We start from the raw sequence: 14777 nt of genomic DNA on the forward strand, positions 1-14777 counted from the left end.
ATCGTGCCGCCGGTGCCCACCGCCGACGCGACCGGCCGGCACCAGCATCCGGGTGGCGGTGCGCCCGGCCCGGCACCGGCCCGCCCCCGGGTCGACTTCGCGGTGGTCCGTGAGCTGCGCCGGGAGCTGAGTGAACGGATCACGCTCTGGCAGCGGGGGCGGGACTTCACCGCCGCCGAGGAGGACGTCGAACGGTCCCGGCTGGCGGTCGCGGTCGTCGCGGAGTACGCCGACGCGGTGCGCCGGGCCGGCACCCCGATGGCGGCCGTCGAGGAGCGGGCCCTGCTCGACCAGGTGACCGCCGAGCTGGCCGGGTTGGGTCGACTCCAGACCCTGCTGGTCGACCAGACCATCGAGGAGGTGCACATCCTCGGCTGCGACCAGGTCCGGATCACCCGGCACGGTGGCGGGGTCGACTGGGCCGACCCGATCGCGGACAGTGACGAGGAGCTGGTGGAGATCCTCCAGGCCGCCGCCCGCCGGGCCGGTTCGACCGAGCGGTCGCTGTCGACGGTGAAGCCCACGCTGGACCTGCAACTGCCCGACGGCAGCCGGCTGGCCGCCGTCTACCTGGTCAGCCAGCGGCCGTACGCGGTGATCCGGAAGCACAACACGCTGGACGTCTCGCTCGACGACATCTGCGGTGCCCGGGCCGACCTGGACGAGATGATCGACGTCCTGATCCGGGACTTCCTCCGGGCGGCGATGTCCGCCGGGCTGAACATCATGGTCGCCGGTCTGGCCGGGGCGGGTAAGACCACGGTGATCCGGGCGCTGATGGACGAGATCCCGCCGGACGAGCCGTACGTGCTGCTGGAGGAGAGCCGGGAGCTGCTTCCGGCCCGACGCGGGGCCAAGCACCGGGCGGTGATGAGTTTCGAGTCCCGGGAGGGGCACGGCGAACGCGGTCTGGACGGGCGGCCCGCCGGTGAGGTCACCATCGCCGACCTGATCCCGGTGGCGCTGCGGATGGGCGTACTGCGGATCATCGTCGGCGAGGTCCGGTCCCGGGAGATCGTCCCGATGCTCCAGGCGATGACCACCAGCCGGGGATCGATGTGCACGATCCACGCCCGCACCCCGGGCGGTGTCGGTGAGCGGATCATCGAGCTGGCCCTCGCGCACGGCCGGGAGATGACCGTCGACCAGGCCCGCCGGATGGCCGGTAACGCCCTGGACCTGATCGTCTACGTGACCGTCGAGGACGAGACCGCGATCGGTGGCCGTAAGCACCGTTTCGTCTCGCACATCGAGGAGGTGATCGGGGTCGGTGAGGGCAGCCGGATCACCACGACCACCGTTTTCGGGCCGGGGGCCGACGGCCGCGCGGTCCCGAAGCACCTGCCCGAACGGATCCGCGAGCAGTTGCTGCGGGTCGGGTACGACGCCCGGCTGCTGACCCGGTACATCGAGGCCGGCATCGGTGCCTGGCGCCGGCCCCGCAGCAGTCGGCTGCGCCAGCACCAGCCGGCGGCAGCGGCCCAGCCGATGCTGCGACGGGCCCGGTGAGCGGGATGCGGCTCGACGCCGCGACGGGCCGGTTGCACGGGCTGCGGGCCGACGCAGTGGCAACGGGTGGGGTGACCGGATGAGACTGCCGGCCAACATCGAACTGATCGCCGTACTCTCCGGCGCGGCCTGCGTCGCCGGGCTGGTCCTGGCCGTGGTCGCGCTGGTCGGCACCAACCGGCCGCCCGGCCCGTCCGGCGGTTCCGGGCAGTGGCTGCACCGGCTGCTGCACGGCTCCGGGACGAGCCGGCGGGAACAGCAGGCACACCAGATGCTGCTGCTCGCCGCCGTCGCGGCCGGCGCGCTCGCCTTCCTGCTCACCGGCCTGCCGGTGGTGGGGCTGCTGGTGGCGATCGCGGTACCCGGCGCGCCCTGGCTGTTCACCGTCGGCAAGGCCGAACAGCGGGCGATCGCCCGGATCGAGGCGGTCGGTGAGTGGACCCGCCGACTCAAGGACGTCTCCAGCACCGGCCAGGGGCTCCAGCAGGCGATCACGGGCACGGTCCTGACCGCTCCGGAGCAGATCGACGAGGAGATACGCACGCTCGCCGCCCGGTTGCAGGCCGGTTGGTCGGCCCGCGGTGCCCTGCTGGCGTTCGCCGACGAGATCGGCGACCCGGTCTGTGACCAGGTGGTCGCCGCGCTGATCCTGCACCTGAGCGACCGGGGTGAACGGCTCGGTGACGTGCTCGCCTCGATCGCGACGGCAGCGGCAGCCGAGGTGGCGACCCGGCGCGAGGTGGAGGCGAAGCGTACCCAGCCCCGCTTCGCGGTGCGCTTCCTGACCGGGATGACCCTGCTGATCCTGGCGTACGGGCTGGTCAACCCGGACTACATGCGCCCGTACGGCACCCCGGTGGGGCAACTGGTGATGGTGGTGCTCGGTGCCGCCTTCATCTCGCTGCTCGCCTGGGTACGCGGAATGAGCCTGCCGCCGAAGCCGGCCCGGTTCCTCAGTCCCCCGAAACTGGAGGAGCTGGCCTGATGATCCTCAACACCCATCTGACGGTCGCCGTCCTCGGTGGTGCCTCGGTCGGCCTCGGTCTCTTCCTGCTGGTCCGGGAGGCCCTGCCGAGCACCCCGGCGCTGGCGCCGGCACTGCGCCGGCTGCACGCCCCACCCGGCGCCGGTCGGGCCGCCGGCACCCGCCGTGACCTGGAGTGGCTCTCCGGGGTGACCCGTTGGCTCCGCCCGCCCACCCGGGATCTGGCCCTGCTGGGCCGCAGCCCGGAGCAGTACACCCTCTCGATCCTGCTCTCGGCGGTGATCGGGCTGGCCACCCCGGCGGTCGGTTCGGCGCTGGTCGCGGCCGGCGGCTGGCGGTTGCCGGTGGTCGTACCGGTCGCCGCCGGGCTCGGGCTGGCCTTCTTCGCCGCGCTGGTCGCGCACCGGGACGTGCTGGCCAAGGCGGAGCTGGCCCGTCGGGAGTTCAGTCGGGCGGTGTGCACCTATCTGGACCTGGTGGCGTTGCAGCTTTCCGCAGCGCACGGCCCGGTACAGGCGCTGGAGCAGGCCGCCGCGGTCTGCGACGGCTGGGTCTTCGAGCGGATCCGGGAGGCACTGCGGATCGCCCAGCTCCAGATGCACTCCCCGTGGGACGAGCTGCGTGACCTGTCCGAGGAGATCGGCGTACCCGAACTGGGTGACGTGGGCGCGATCATGCAGTCCTCCGGCACCGAGGGCGCCCAGGTGCACGAGACGCTGCGGCAACGCGCCGACTCGCTGCGCGACCAGATCCGTACCGACAACCTGGCCCGGGCCGAGGCGGTGACCGGCCGCCTGGACATCCCGGGTGCGCTGCTGGTCTTCATCCTCGTCGGCTTCGTCCTCTACCCCTTCGTCACCCGCATCTGACCCCGCCCCCTGAGAGGAACCGTCATGTCCTTCGTCTCGTACCTGCACATCATGCTGGTCGACCGGCTCGCCGAACTACGCCGCGACGACGACCCGGAACGCGGTGACGGCCCGGTGCCCACCGCCATCATCATCGCCGGCCTGGCGGTGCTGGCGGCTGCCGTGGTCGCCTGGGCACTCGGCATCGTCGACGACTTCATGGACACCACCATCCCGGACACCCCGACCGGACCGCAGCCCGGCAACTGATCGATGCCCCACCCGCTCCGTATGCGCCGGTGCCGGGTCACCCTCGCGGTGACCCGGCGGCCGGTCATGCCCCCGTCCGCCGACGACCGGGAGCGGGGGGCCAGCCCGGTCGAACTGGCCATCCTGTTCCCCACGATCATGCTGCTGCTCTTCGGTTCGATCCAGGTGGCCACTGTCTTCCTGGCCAGGTCGGTCGCGTTGAACGCCGCCCAGATCGGCGTGAACTCCACCCGGGTGCTCGGTGGGGCGAGCGAGGAGGATGGCGAGGCGCAGGCCCGGCAGTTCGTCGACCGGGCCGGTGACTGGCTGGCCCCCACCACGGTCGACGTGGAGAAGGGGGACGTCGAGGTGAACGCGACGGTCAGCGGGCGGGCCCTGTCGCTGATCCCGGGTCTCACCATCACGGTCACCCAGACCGCCCGGGGTCCCCGCGAGCGGTTCACCGAGGACGCCGGATGAGCCCGGTGGAGCGGGGTCCGGTGGAGCGTTTCCCGGCCGACCGGGGCTCGGTGGCCGTGGAGGTGGCCATCCTGGTACCGGCCTTCCTCATGCTGATCGTGCTCGCGGCGGTGGTCGGCCGGACGGCCATCGCGCAGAACGCGGTCGACCTGGCCGCGCACGACGCGGCCCGCGCCGCGTCGATCTCCCGCACCATGACCACGGCGCGCGCCGAGGGCGAGACCCAGGCCCTGGCGCAGGTACGCCGGCAGGGGCTGCGCTGCGACTACCTGACCGTCACCCTGGCCGGCATCGACGGGGCGAACCGCCGGATCAGCCTGGCCGCCGCGTTCGACACCCCGGTCGGCACACCGGTCTCCATCACCTCGCACGTCGTCTGCGACGTCTCCCTGCGCGACCTGTTCGGCGCACCGTCGCCCACCCGCCGGGTCGAGGCGTGGTTCGTCTCGCCGATGGACCGGTACCGGCCGAGGAGCGCGACGTGACCGGGGCCCGGACGGTGCGCCACGCGCCGGGGTACGGCACGGGTCCGGTGTCGGGCCGGGACTCCGGGCGGGTCAGCGTGCTGGTGGCCATCGCCCTGACCGGGATCCTGGCGGTCATCGGGCTGGCCTTCGACGGCTCCGCCCACTTCCGGATGATGCAGCGGGCCGAGAACATGGCCGCCGAGGCGGCCCGGACCGGTGGCCAGCAGATCGACCGGGCCCGGGCGGTCAACGGCGAGGCGAAGGTGATCGACGTCGAGGCCGCGCTGGCGGCGGCCGAGGCGTACGTGGACAGCGTCCCGCTGCCCGACAACGTCACCGTGACCCGGCGGGCCGAACGGGTGCCGGACCCGGGCGGCGGCTACGACGGCACCCGACTGAAGGTCACCGTCACGCTCACCTACCAACCGGTGATGCTCAGCCTGTTCCGGTCCGGCGCGATGACCGCCACCGGCGAGGCGACGGCCGGTCTGCTCACCGAGAACCCCGAGACGTAAGGAGTCCGCCATGACGACCCGGACAGTCTCCACGGCCCGACGGTTGGGCCGGCTCGGCACCGGACTGGGGGCGCTGGTCGTCCTGTTCGGGCTGCTCTTCGGCGCGCCGCTGGCGTTGGTCGAGTTCGCCGGTAATCCCCTGCCCGACCACGTACCGACCCTGGCCGAGGTGGGCACCGCGCTGACCAGCCGGGACGACGGTCAACTCTTCCTGCGGGCACTCGCCCTGCTCGGCTGGGCCGGCTGGGCGACCTTCGCGCTCTCCGTCCTGGTCGAGATCCCGGCCCGGATCCTGCGCCGGCCCGCGTGGCGACTGCCCGGCATGCGTCGGCAGCAGAAGGCGGCAGCGGCCCTGCTCGGCTCGATCGCGTTGATCATGGCGGCCAGTCCGGCTGCGGCCACCGCCGCCGCCCTCACCAACCCGGCGGTCACCACGGCCGCTCCGGCCCGGCCGGCTCCGGCGACGTTGCCCGCGCAGGGCACCGGTCCGATGGTCGTCACGGTGTCGGCTCCGACCACCATCCAACCGGAGGCCCAGCCGGTACCCGTCTACCGGGTGGAGAAGGGCGACTACCTCGGCGAGGTCGCGGAGCGCTACCTGGACGACTTCGACCGGTACCGGGACCTGGCGAAACTCAACAAGATCAAGCAGCCGGACCGGATCCGCCCCGGACAGCTGCTCCGGTTGCCGGTGGACGCCGAGGACCGGGGGGTACGCCCGCACGCCACCGGCGTGGTCGCCGTACCGCCGGCACCCGGTGGCGCCGCCCGCACCGCCCCGGCCCCGGCGCCGGTCACGCCGGTCGTACCCATTCCCGAGGTACCCGACGGGCCGCCACCGACCCTGGCCATCGGGGCCTCCCGGGCCTCGGAGGTGGATCGGGTGAACCGGCCGCTGGCGGTCTCCGCCGTGTTGGCGGTGGCGAGCATCGTGGGTGCCCAGATCGGGGCGGTACTCGGGCTGCGCCGTCGCCCGGCTGCTCAGCCGTCCGGCCGGCTTCCGGGGTCCCTGGGTACCGGTGCCGGGCGGACGCTGTCGAACGGCCGGCACCGCCGGGACTGACCCGGCACTCGCACCACCCGAACCGGCCGACCAGCGCTGCACCACCGGGACTGACCCGGCACTCGCACCGCTCGGGCCGACCGACCAGCGCTGCATCCCCACCGGACCGGCGACCGGCGCGACACGTCCCTGCCCGTCGGCGGCACACCTCAGGTTGCGCCCTTTGCTCTGCTTCACCGACGGCAACAGTCAGAGGCCCTGAGTGTTGCCGTCGGTGAAGCAGAGCAAAGGATGCGGACGCAGGGTCGACGGGCGGAAAGGATGCGAGCGTAGGAGCCCCGGGCAAGCGGAGACCCGCGACCAGGGCAGCGATCGCCACAGAGACCCCCCGCGACCAGGGCACCCGGGTGCCACACAGACCCCCGCGACCAGGACAGCCGGGTCTGCGATCGGACCGGCGATCAGGGCAGCCGGGTCTGCAACACCCCGTCCACCACGCGGGTGGGCAGCACCTGCTGGTCGGTGGCGGCCGGTCCGTGTACCACCTCGCCGCCGTTGAGCTGGAAGGCGCTGCCGTGCCACGGGCAGACCACGCAGGCGTGCCCGTCGATCTCGGTGACCTTGCCCTCGCCGAGCGGTCCGCTCTGGTGCGGGCAGCGTTCCAGCATCACGGTGACCTCGTCGCCGTGCCGGTAGAGGATCACCGAGACGTCCCTGATCTCCCGGGTGAGCAGGGTCCGTTCGGGTACCGTCGCCAGGTCGGCCACCGAATGCCAGCCGTCGGTCATCCGGTGCAGCTCGGACACGCTCTGGTTGACCTGGGCACCCTGCTTGTAGGCGAGGTGGCCGCCGATGTACGCACCGGCACTCGCTGCGGTCAGCCCGAACCAGCCGAGGGTGCGGCCGAGCCGGTGCCGGCCGGTCAGCCGGGCGGCGATCGACCCCGCGTAGCAGGCCAACCCGACGGTGTTGGACATCGCGTGCACCAGCCCGACCCGGCGCTGTTCCCGCGAGAGGGCCGCCCAGTCGTTGAGACCGGCGATGGCCGCCGGTACGGCGCTCGCCGTACCGACCGTGACCAGTACCGTCGCGGCCCGACGCTGGCCGGGCAGCAGATCGAGTACGGCGGTGCTCAGCCAGGCACCGACCGGTAGCTGCACCAGCGCCGGGTGCAGCGGGTGACCGAGCCAGACACCGTGCAGGGCGTCCCGCACCCTCTGCGGGCGCAGTACCGACTGGACCGATTTCTGCAACCGGTCGCCGAACCGGTCCAGTCCGGCTGCCCGCTCAAGTCTCATCATCAGCGCACGCATGCCTCCCCCTTCCCGCTGCTGGCCCCGGCAAACCGGTCACCGGTGACTACCGGACCGTCACTGCGAGGTGCGACACGCCGCACAGCATCTGGTGTGTTGACCAAGATGGGGCCACTAGATCTAGGATCGGTGTACTGCTGGTTCACTGCCGCCCGGGCACGGGTGGCGGTAGCCGTGCGTCGACATCGGCCAGATGTCGCCGAGGTAAGGGAACCCGGTGCGAATCCGGGACTGCCCCGCAGCGGTGAGCGGGAACGACCGCCGTCATGAGCACTGGGTCCGGCCGGACCTGGGAAGCGACGGCCAGTAGGCGAACGTGCGTCCGTACGTCTGCCCGCAAGTCCGAAGACCTACCAGCAGTGCGTGCCCGACCGGCACGCGTACCACCTCGGGGCCTCGCGGGAGGGCCGTCGAGCCGTACGGAGAGCACCGGCACACCGACCGGTGACCCTCCGGCGTGCCGTCGTGCCTCCGCGAGCCCCGGTCCGACCAGACGACCCGGGTCCACGACCCGGGTCCCCGAACCGAACCGGGTCACACCACCCAGGCCCGACGAACCAGGAGCGCCCGTGACGGCACCAGCCATCATCGCCTCGACCCCATCCGACACCGGGGAACTACCCGACGTGTTGGACCGGCACCGGCGGGACCTGCCGGACACCGACCCGGAACGGTTGCTCGACCTCGTCCGCAGTGGTCGGACCGCTGCCGCTGACGCCGACGAGCTGCTCCAACTCGCCATCGCCGCCGCTGCCGGTCTGATCGGCGAGGAGCCGCAGTACAGCCGACTCGCAGCCCGGCTGCTCGCCGAGCGGATCAGCGCCGAGGTGACCGGCCAGGGCATCACCTCGTTCAGCGGATCGGTGGCGGCGGCGCACCGGGCCGGTCTGCTGGACGCCGACTTCGCGGACTTCGTGGCCACCCACGCCCACGCCCTCGACGCCCTGGTCGACCCGTCGGCGGACGACAGTTTCGAGTACTTCGGGCTGCGTACCGTGTACGACCGTTACCTGCTGCGGCACCCGGAGTCCCGGGCGGTCCTGGAGACCCCGCAGCACTTCTGGCTGCGGGTGGCCACCGGGCTCGCCGACACGGTCGACGACGCCGCCGCGCTCTACCGGCTGACGTCCCGGCTGGCCTACCTGCCCAGCTCACCGACCCTGTTCAACGCGGGTACCCGGCACCAGCAGCTCTCCTCCTGCTTCCTGGTCGACTCGCCGCAGGACGAACTGGAGTCGATCTACGAGCGCTACACCCAGGTCGCGAAGCTCTCCAAGTACGCCGGGGGGATCGGCATCTCGTGGTCCCGGGTCCGCTCGCGGGGCTCGCTCATCCGGGGTACCAACGGCTACTCGCACGGCATCGTGCCCTGGCTGCGTACCCTCGACGCGAGCGTGGCGGCGGTCAACCAGGGTGGCCGGCGCAAGGGCGCGGCCTGCGTCTACCTGGACACCTGGCACGCCGACGTCGAGGAGTTCCTGGAGCTGCGGGACAACACCGGGGACGAGGCCCGGCGTACCCACAACCTGAACCTGGCGAACTGGGTACCGGACGAGTTCATGCGCCGGGTCGAGGCGGACGCGGACTGGTCGCTGTTCGACCCGAAGGACGTACCGGAGCTGGTGGACCTCTGGGGTGACGAGTTCGACGCCGCGTACCGGGCCGCCGAGGCGGCCGGCCGGGCGGTGAAGGTCCTGCCGGCCCGGACCCTGTACGCCCGGATGATGCGTACCCTCGCGCAGACCGGCAACGGCTGGATGACCTTCCGCGACGCCGCGAATCGCACCTGCAACCAGGTCGGCAACGGCGGCGGCACGGTCCACCTGTCCAACCTGTGCACCGAGATCCTGGAGGTGACCAGCGACGGCGAGACGGCGGTCTGCACCCTTGGCTCGGTCAACCTGGCCGCGCACCTGGTGGACGGGGCGGTCGACTTCGCCGCGCTGGCGGGGACGGTCCGGGTGGCGGTGGCCGCGCTGGACCGGGCCATCGACCGGAACTACTTCCCGACCGGGCAGGCCGCTGCCGCGCACCGCCGCTGGCGACCGCTCGGGTTGGGTGTGATGGGCCTGGCCGACGTGTTCGCCGCGCTGAAGTTGCCGTTCGACTCGCCGGAGGCGCTGGCGCTCTCCACCCGGATCGCCGAGGAGATCGCGCTCGCCGCGTACGACACCTCGGCCGATCTGGCCGCCGAACGGGGTGCCCACCCGGCGTACCCGCTGACCCGGGCCGCCGCCGGGGTGCTGCACGTGGACCACTGGTCGGCCGCCGCGCCGACCCGTCCGGACGCCTGGGCCGGGGTACGGGCCAAGATCGCCCGGCACGGGCTGCGTAACTCGCTGCTGGTGGCGATCGCCCCGACCGCGACCATCGCGGCCATCGCCGGCTGCTCGGAGTGCGTCGAGCCGCTGGTCTCGAACGTGTTCAAGCGGGAGACGCTGTCCGGGGAGTTCCTCCAGGTCAACCGGCATCTGGTGGCCGACCTGAAGCGGCTGGGCCGGTGGACCCCGGCGACCCGGGACGCGCTGAAGCGGGCCGACGGGTCGGTGCAGGCGCTCGACCTGCCGGAGGAGCTGAAGGCGCGGTACCGCACGGCCTGGGAGCTGCCGCAGAAGGCGCTGATCGACCTGGCCGCCGCGCGGGCACCGTACATCGACCAGTCGCAGTCGCTGAACCTGTTCCAGGCCGCCCCGACCATCGGCAAGCTCTCCTCGATGTACGCGTACGCGTGGCGGGCCGGGCTGAAGACGACGTACTACCTGCGCTCCCGACCGGCCACCCGGATCGCCCAGACCACCGTCGGCACGGAGGTTAGGAAGGGCCCCCTGTTATCGGATTCGGTTGTACAAGGGGCCCTTCCAAGCACCTCAGGCGTGGGCGTGGGCGTGACGGTGGGCGTCGGCGTGGGCGTGGCTGGCCTCGGGGTGACCGTCGACGCCGACGCGGTGGCCTGCTCGTTGGAGAACCCGGAGATCTGCGAGGCGTGCCAGTGAGCATGTTGCTCGATCCCGGGATGGATCTGACCCTGCGGCCGATGCGCTACCCGGACTTCTACGAGCGGTTCCGGGCCGCGATCCGGAACACCTGGACCGTGGAGGAGGTCGATCTGGCCTCCGACGTACCCGATCTGGCGAAGCTCAGCGACGGCGAGCGGCACCTGGTGCACCGGCTGGTGGCCTTCTTCGCCACCGGTGACTCGATCGTCGCCAACAACCTGGTGCTCAACCTGTACCAGCACGTCAACGCGCCGGAGGCCCGGCTGTACCTGTCCCGCCAGCTCTTCGAGGAGGCGGTGCACGTGCAGTTCTACCTGACCCTGCTCGACACGTACCTCCCCGACCACGACGAGCGGGTCAAGGCGTTCGCCGCAATCGAACACATCCCGTCGATCCGGGACAAGGCGGAGTTCTGTTTCCGCTGGATCGGCTCGATCAACGAGTTGCACCGGCTGGAGACCCGGGACGACCGGCGGGCCTTCCTGCTCAACCTGATCTGCTTCGCGGCCTGCGTGGAGGGCCTGTTCTTCTACGGTGCCTTCGCCTACGTCTACTGGCTGCGGTCGCGTGGCCTGCTCAGCGGTCTGGCCACCGGCACGAACTGGGTGTTCCGCGACGAGTCGATGCACATGGAGTTCGCGTTCAGCGTGGTGGACACGGTCCGCGCCGAGGAACCGGACCTCTTCGACGACGAGTTGGCCGACCAGGTCCGCGCCATGATCGATGAGGCGGTCCGCGCCGAGCTGGCCTTCGCCCGGGACCTCTGCGGGGACGGACTGCCGGGCATGAACACCGCCGACATGCGCCGCTACCTGGAGTACGTCGCGGACGCCCGGCTCGCCCGGCTCGATCTCCCACCGGTGTACGGGTCGAGCAACCCGTTCCCGTTCATGGAGTTGCAGGACGTCCAGGAGCTGACCAACTTCTTCGAGCGGCGGGTGTCGGCGTACCAGGTGGCGGTCGAGGGGTCGGTGGCGCTCGACGAGGCGTTCTGACGTCGACCGGGCGTTCGGACCGGCCGGATCGGCAGCGGACGGCCCCTCGTTATTGAGGTCGCGCGCAGGGCCGGTCGGGCGTCAGGGTGGCGGCATGTTCGCGTACGCCTCCCGCACCCGACCAGCCCTGTCCGCTCCCCGCCTGCTGACCGTGGTCAGCCGGCCGGACGCCGTACCCCCGCCGCTGCTGATGCTGCTCGGCATGGTTTCCACGCAGGTCGGGGCGGCGGTCGCGAAGCAGTTGTTCGGCAGCACCGGGCCGGGCGGTACCACCACTCTGCGGCTCGGGCTCGGCGCACTGGTCCTGCTGGTCATGGTCCGTCCCGCCCTGCGGCTGACCCGGCGGGCCCTCGGTCTGGTGGTCGCCTTCGGGGTGGCCATGGCGGTGATGAACCTGACCTTCTACGCGGCGTTGTCCCGGGTACCGCTGGGGGTGGCGGTGACCGTCGGCTTCGCCGGTCCGCTGCTGGTGTCGCTGGTCGGTAGTCGCCGGTGGACGGATGTGGCCTGGGCGGTGCTGGCCGGTACCGGGGTGTTGCTGCTCGCCGGGCTGGGCGGGGTGCCGGCCGATCCGCTCGGGTTGCTGCTCTGCGGGCTGACCGCGGTCGGCTGGGCCGGCTACGTGCTGCTCGGCAAGGCGATGAGCGGGCACGTCGACGGCAGCCGGGGGCTCGCCCTCGGCATGGCGGTGGGCGCGCTCTGCGTACTCCCCTTCGGGGTGCTCACCGACGGGGCGGGGCTGCTCGATCCCCGGATCCTGGTGCTGGGTCTCGGGGTCGCCCTGCTCTCGTCGGTGCTGCCCTATTCGGCGGAACTGGCCGCGCTGCGCCGGATGCCGGCCCGGGTCTTCGCCGTCCTGCTCAGCCTGGAACCGGCCGTCGCCGCGCTGGTCGGGGCGCTGCTGCTGCACGAATTGCTGGCCTGGTCGCAGGTGGCCGGGATCGGCTGCGTGGTGGGCGCCGCGCTCGGCGCGACCCTGGCCCGCCGCGAAGATTCCTGACCGGACGGATGCCGTACTGCTGGGGCATGCTGTCCGGATGGGCGTACGCATCGAACGGTCCGGACCGGTCAGCACGGTGATCCTGGACCGGCCGGAGTCCCGTAACGCGGTGGACGGGCCGACCGCCCGGGCGCTCGCCGACGCGTTCCGGGCCTTCGACGCCGACCCGGCCGCGTCGGTCGCCGTGCTCTGGGGTGCGGGCGGCACGTTCTGCTCCGGCGCCGACCTGAAGGCCATCGGTACGCCGTCCGGCAACCGGGTCGAGCCGGAGGGCGACGGTCCGATGGGCCCCACCCGGATGCTCCTGGGCAAGCCGGTGATCGCCGCGATCAGCGGGTACGCCGTGGCCGGCGGGCTGGAGCTGGCCCTCTGGTGCGACCTGCGGGTCGCCGAGTCGGATGCCACGCTGGGCGTCTTCTGCCGGCGCTGGGGCGTACCACTGGTCGACGGCGGGACGGTGCGGCTGCCCCGGCTGATCGGGGAGAGCCGGGCGATGGACCTGATCCTCACCGGCCGGCCGGTGGGCGCCGACGAGGCGTACACGATGGGTCTGGTGAACCGGGTGGTGCCGCCGGGTGCGGCGCGGACGGCGGCCGAGGCGTTGGCGACGGAGATCGCCGCCGCGCCGCAGACCTGCCTGCGCAACGACCGGGCCGCGCTGCTGGCCGGTGCCGGCCGACCCGAGGCGGAGGCGATGGCGACCGAGTTGGCCTACGGGCTGCACTCGCTGGCGGTGGACGCGGCGGCCGGCGCGGCCCGGTTCGCCGCCGGGGCCGGCCGGCACGGCACACCGGCGGTCTGAACCGGCAACACCGGCGCCGGCCTGGTCAGCCCTGGACGGGCGGGGCGGCGACGAAGCTGCGCCAGGCGGCCGGGTCGAAGGTCAGCACCGCACCGGCCCGGTCCTTGCTGTCGCGGACCAGCACCACCCCGGGCAGGTTCCCGGCGACCTCCACGCAGTTGCCACCGTTGCTGTTGCTCCGGGTGCTGGTCCGCCACTTCGCGCCGGTCAGGTCCATGTCCGTGCCACCTCCGCGATCAGGTCCAGGGACTGCTGCTGGGGCAGGGCCACCCCACGGACAGATTCCCACACCTGGATGGCTGACTGCACGTCCTCCGCCCCGTCGTAGGTGCGACCGTGGAACGGCCCCTCCACGAAGAGCAGGTCGTCCCCGGACGGCAGGGTGGCCATCACGAACGGCCCGTCCAGCCCGGCGTAGGCGCCGGCGGAGTACGGCACGACGTGGATCCGCACCCGGGGCCGGGCGCCGGCCAGCGTGACCAGATGGTCCAACTGTTCCCGCATCACCGCCGGCCCGCCGACCGGTCGGCGCAGCACCGCCTCGTCGACGACGACGGTGAGCAGCGGCGGATGCTCGGCGTGCAGGATCGCCTGCCGGCCCAACCGGGCCACCACCTGCTGCTCGACGTCCTCCCGGGCGAGCAGGCCGCTGCCGGAGAGCACGGTCCGGGCGTACGCCTCGGTCTGCAACAGACCGGGCACGTAGAGCGGCTCGAACCCGCGCAGCGTGGTCGCCTCCTGCTCGACGGCCACCCACTCCTGGAGCCAGGCGACGATAACGTCCCGACTGACCTGACGCTGGATCCGGGTGAACAGACCGCTGGTGGCGAGCACCTCGTCGCAGCGGCGGGCGAAGTCGGGATTGGGTCGTCGCTCGGCCAACTCGATCTTCGCCACCAGCGATCCCGAGTAGTTGATCGCCTCGGCGAGCTGGGTCTGGGTCAGCTCGGCGGCGGCGCGGGCCAGTTTCAGCTCTTCGGCGAAGATTTCAAGCACCGGGGAGACGTGCTTCACGGGCAACCTCCGGACAGGTGGATACCCGACCGAGTGTCACGCATCCACCACGGAGGGACCCTGCGGCGCGACCGACACTCGTCGGGTTGTCCAGAGGACCCGGGCGCCGGTCACGCCGTCCCGGCAGCCGCTACCCCAGGTCGCGCAGGGCGGTTTCGATCGCCCGGTGGAAGGTCGGGTACGCGTAGATCATGTGCCGGAGCTGGCTCACCGGTACCGCCGCGTGCACCGCGACGACCAGGGCGGAGAGCACCTCGCCACCCATCGGACCGACCGAGGTGGCACCGACCAGTACGCCCCGGTCCGCATCCACGACCAGCTTGACGAACCCCTCGTCCCCGACCTGGTGGATCCAGCCCCGGGTCGAGTCGGCGAGCCGGGCCAGGCCCACCTGCACGTTGACGCCCCGGTCCCGGGCCTGCTGCTCGGTCAGGCCGACCGCACCCACCTCCGGATCGGTGAAGGTGACCCGGGGCAGGGCCCGGTAGTCGGCCCGGAACACGGTGCCGGGGTCCCCACCGACGGCCGCCGCGCCGGTAACCGCACCCGTGAACGCACCGGCACCGGCCGCCGGGCCCACCGTCCCGCCGGTCGCTCCGCC

15 protein-coding genes, 1 pseudogene and 1 riboswitch are annotated in these 14777 nt (G+C 72.3%); of the genes and pseudogenes, 12 read left to right on the top strand and 4 right to left on the bottom strand.

The window, feature by feature from the left end:
* The first annotated feature begins 3 nt into the window (after nucleotides 1-3).
* The 8 genes from GSF22_RS19840 (at nucleotide 4) to GSF22_RS19875 (ending at nucleotide 6116) form a co-directional block, all read left to right on the top strand.
* Nucleotides 4-1509 (top strand): CpaF family protein, encoded by a 1506-nt coding sequence (locus GSF22_RS19840; RefSeq protein WP_307804145.1) that lies wholly within the window; start codon nucleotides 4-6, stop codon nucleotides 1507-1509.
* Nucleotides 1510-1588: 79 nt separating this feature from the next.
* Nucleotides 1589-2494, top strand: a complete 906-nt coding sequence (locus GSF22_RS19845) for a type II secretion system F family protein (protein ID WP_208815218.1) — start codon at nucleotides 1589-1591, stop codon at nucleotides 2492-2494.
* A 2-nt stretch (nucleotides 2495-2496) separates the two neighbouring features.
* On the top strand, nucleotides 2497-3363 hold the full coding sequence (locus tag GSF22_RS19850; RefSeq protein WP_208815227.1) for a type II secretion system F family protein: 867 nt from the start codon (nucleotides 2497-2499) through the stop codon (nucleotides 3361-3363).
* A gap of 24 nt (nucleotides 3364-3387) precedes the next feature.
* Nucleotides 3388-3612 (top strand): hypothetical protein, encoded by a 225-nt coding sequence (locus GSF22_RS19855; RefSeq protein WP_208815219.1) that lies wholly within the window; start codon nucleotides 3388-3390, stop codon nucleotides 3610-3612.
* Nucleotides 3613-3660: 48 nt separating this feature from the next.
* The gene (locus tag GSF22_RS19860; RefSeq protein ID WP_307804141.1) at nucleotides 3661-4071 is read left to right on the top strand and encodes a TadE/TadG family type IV pilus assembly protein; all 411 of its coding nucleotides are present in this window, start codon (nucleotides 3661-3663) and stop codon (nucleotides 4069-4071) included.
* Nucleotides 4068-4556 (top strand): TadE family protein, encoded by a 489-nt coding sequence (locus GSF22_RS19865; RefSeq protein ID WP_208815220.1) that lies wholly within the window; start codon nucleotides 4068-4070, stop codon nucleotides 4554-4556. The genes GSF22_RS19860 and GSF22_RS19865 overlap by 4 nt, the downstream gene beginning before the upstream one ends.
* Nucleotides 4553-5053: a pilus assembly protein TadG-related protein gene (locus GSF22_RS19870; protein ID WP_307804142.1), complete on the top strand. Its 501-nt coding sequence runs from the start codon at nucleotides 4553-4555 to the stop codon at nucleotides 5051-5053. Before GSF22_RS19865 ends, GSF22_RS19870 begins: the two co-directional genes overlap by 4 nt.
* A 10-nt stretch (nucleotides 5054-5063) precedes the next feature.
* Nucleotides 5064-6116, top strand: a complete 1053-nt coding sequence (locus GSF22_RS19875) for a LysM peptidoglycan-binding domain-containing protein (protein ID WP_208815221.1) — start codon at nucleotides 5064-5066, stop codon at nucleotides 6114-6116.
* A gap of 401 nt (nucleotides 6117-6517) precedes the next feature.
* Here the strand turns inward: GSF22_RS19875 and GSF22_RS19880 are convergent, their stop codons facing one another.
* Nucleotides 6518-7369, bottom strand: a complete 852-nt coding sequence (locus GSF22_RS19880) for a Rieske (2Fe-2S) protein (RefSeq protein ID WP_208815222.1) — start codon at nucleotides 7367-7369, stop codon at nucleotides 6518-6520.
* A gap of 207 nt (nucleotides 7370-7576) precedes the next feature.
* A riboswitch (cobalamin riboswitch) is annotated at nucleotides 7577-7721 on the top strand.
* A gap of 217 nt (nucleotides 7722-7938) precedes the next feature.
* Between GSF22_RS19880 and GSF22_RS19885 the strand changes: the two genes are divergently transcribed.
* The 4 genes from GSF22_RS19885 (at nucleotide 7939) to GSF22_RS19900 (ending at nucleotide 13162) form a co-directional block, all read left to right on the top strand.
* The gene (locus GSF22_RS19885; protein WP_208815223.1) at nucleotides 7939-10362 is read left to right on the top strand and encodes a ribonucleoside-diphosphate reductase subunit alpha; all 2424 of its coding nucleotides are present in this window, start codon (nucleotides 7939-7941) and stop codon (nucleotides 10360-10362) included.
* Nucleotides 10363-10364: 2 nt separating this feature from the next.
* A complete protein-coding gene (locus GSF22_RS19890) occupies nucleotides 10365-11360 on the top strand; it encodes a ribonucleotide-diphosphate reductase subunit beta (RefSeq protein ID WP_208815230.1) in 996 nt (331 codons plus the stop codon).
* A 94-nt stretch (nucleotides 11361-11454) separates the two neighbouring features.
* Complete coding sequence (locus tag GSF22_RS19895) at nucleotides 11455-12360, top strand: EamA family transporter (RefSeq protein WP_208815224.1); 906 nt, start codon at nucleotides 11455-11457, stop codon at nucleotides 12358-12360.
* A 37-nt stretch (nucleotides 12361-12397) separates the two neighbouring features.
* On the top strand, nucleotides 12398-13162 hold the full coding sequence (locus GSF22_RS19900) for a crotonase/enoyl-CoA hydratase family protein (protein ID WP_208815225.1): 765 nt from the start codon (nucleotides 12398-12400) through the stop codon (nucleotides 13160-13162).
* Between the two features lie 25 nt (nucleotides 13163-13187).
* Here the strand turns inward: GSF22_RS19900 and GSF22_RS19905 are convergent, their stop codons facing one another.
* From GSF22_RS19905 to GSF22_RS19915, 3 genes and pseudogenes are all read right to left on the bottom strand, one after another.
* Nucleotides 13188-13379 carry a DUF397 domain-containing protein gene (locus GSF22_RS19905; RefSeq protein ID WP_208815226.1) on the bottom strand — a complete coding sequence of 64 codons (192 nt, stop codon included), beginning with the start codon at nucleotides 13377-13379 and terminating at the stop codon, nucleotides 13188-13190.
* Nucleotides 13370-14176, bottom strand: coding sequence for a helix-turn-helix domain-containing protein (locus GSF22_RS19910; protein WP_307804144.1), 807 nt, complete (start codon nucleotides 14174-14176; stop codon nucleotides 13370-13372). Before GSF22_RS19910 ends, GSF22_RS19905 begins: the two co-directional genes overlap by 10 nt.
* Before the next feature lie 130 nt (nucleotides 14177-14306).
* Nucleotides 14307-14777, bottom strand: a pseudogene (locus GSF22_RS19915) (NAD(P)/FAD-dependent oxidoreductase); the annotation flags it as partial.

Source organism: Micromonospora echinofusca, assembly GCF_017614955.1.
Lineage (GTDB): Bacteria > Actinomycetota > Actinomycetes > Mycobacteriales > Micromonosporaceae > Micromonospora > Micromonospora echinofusca_A.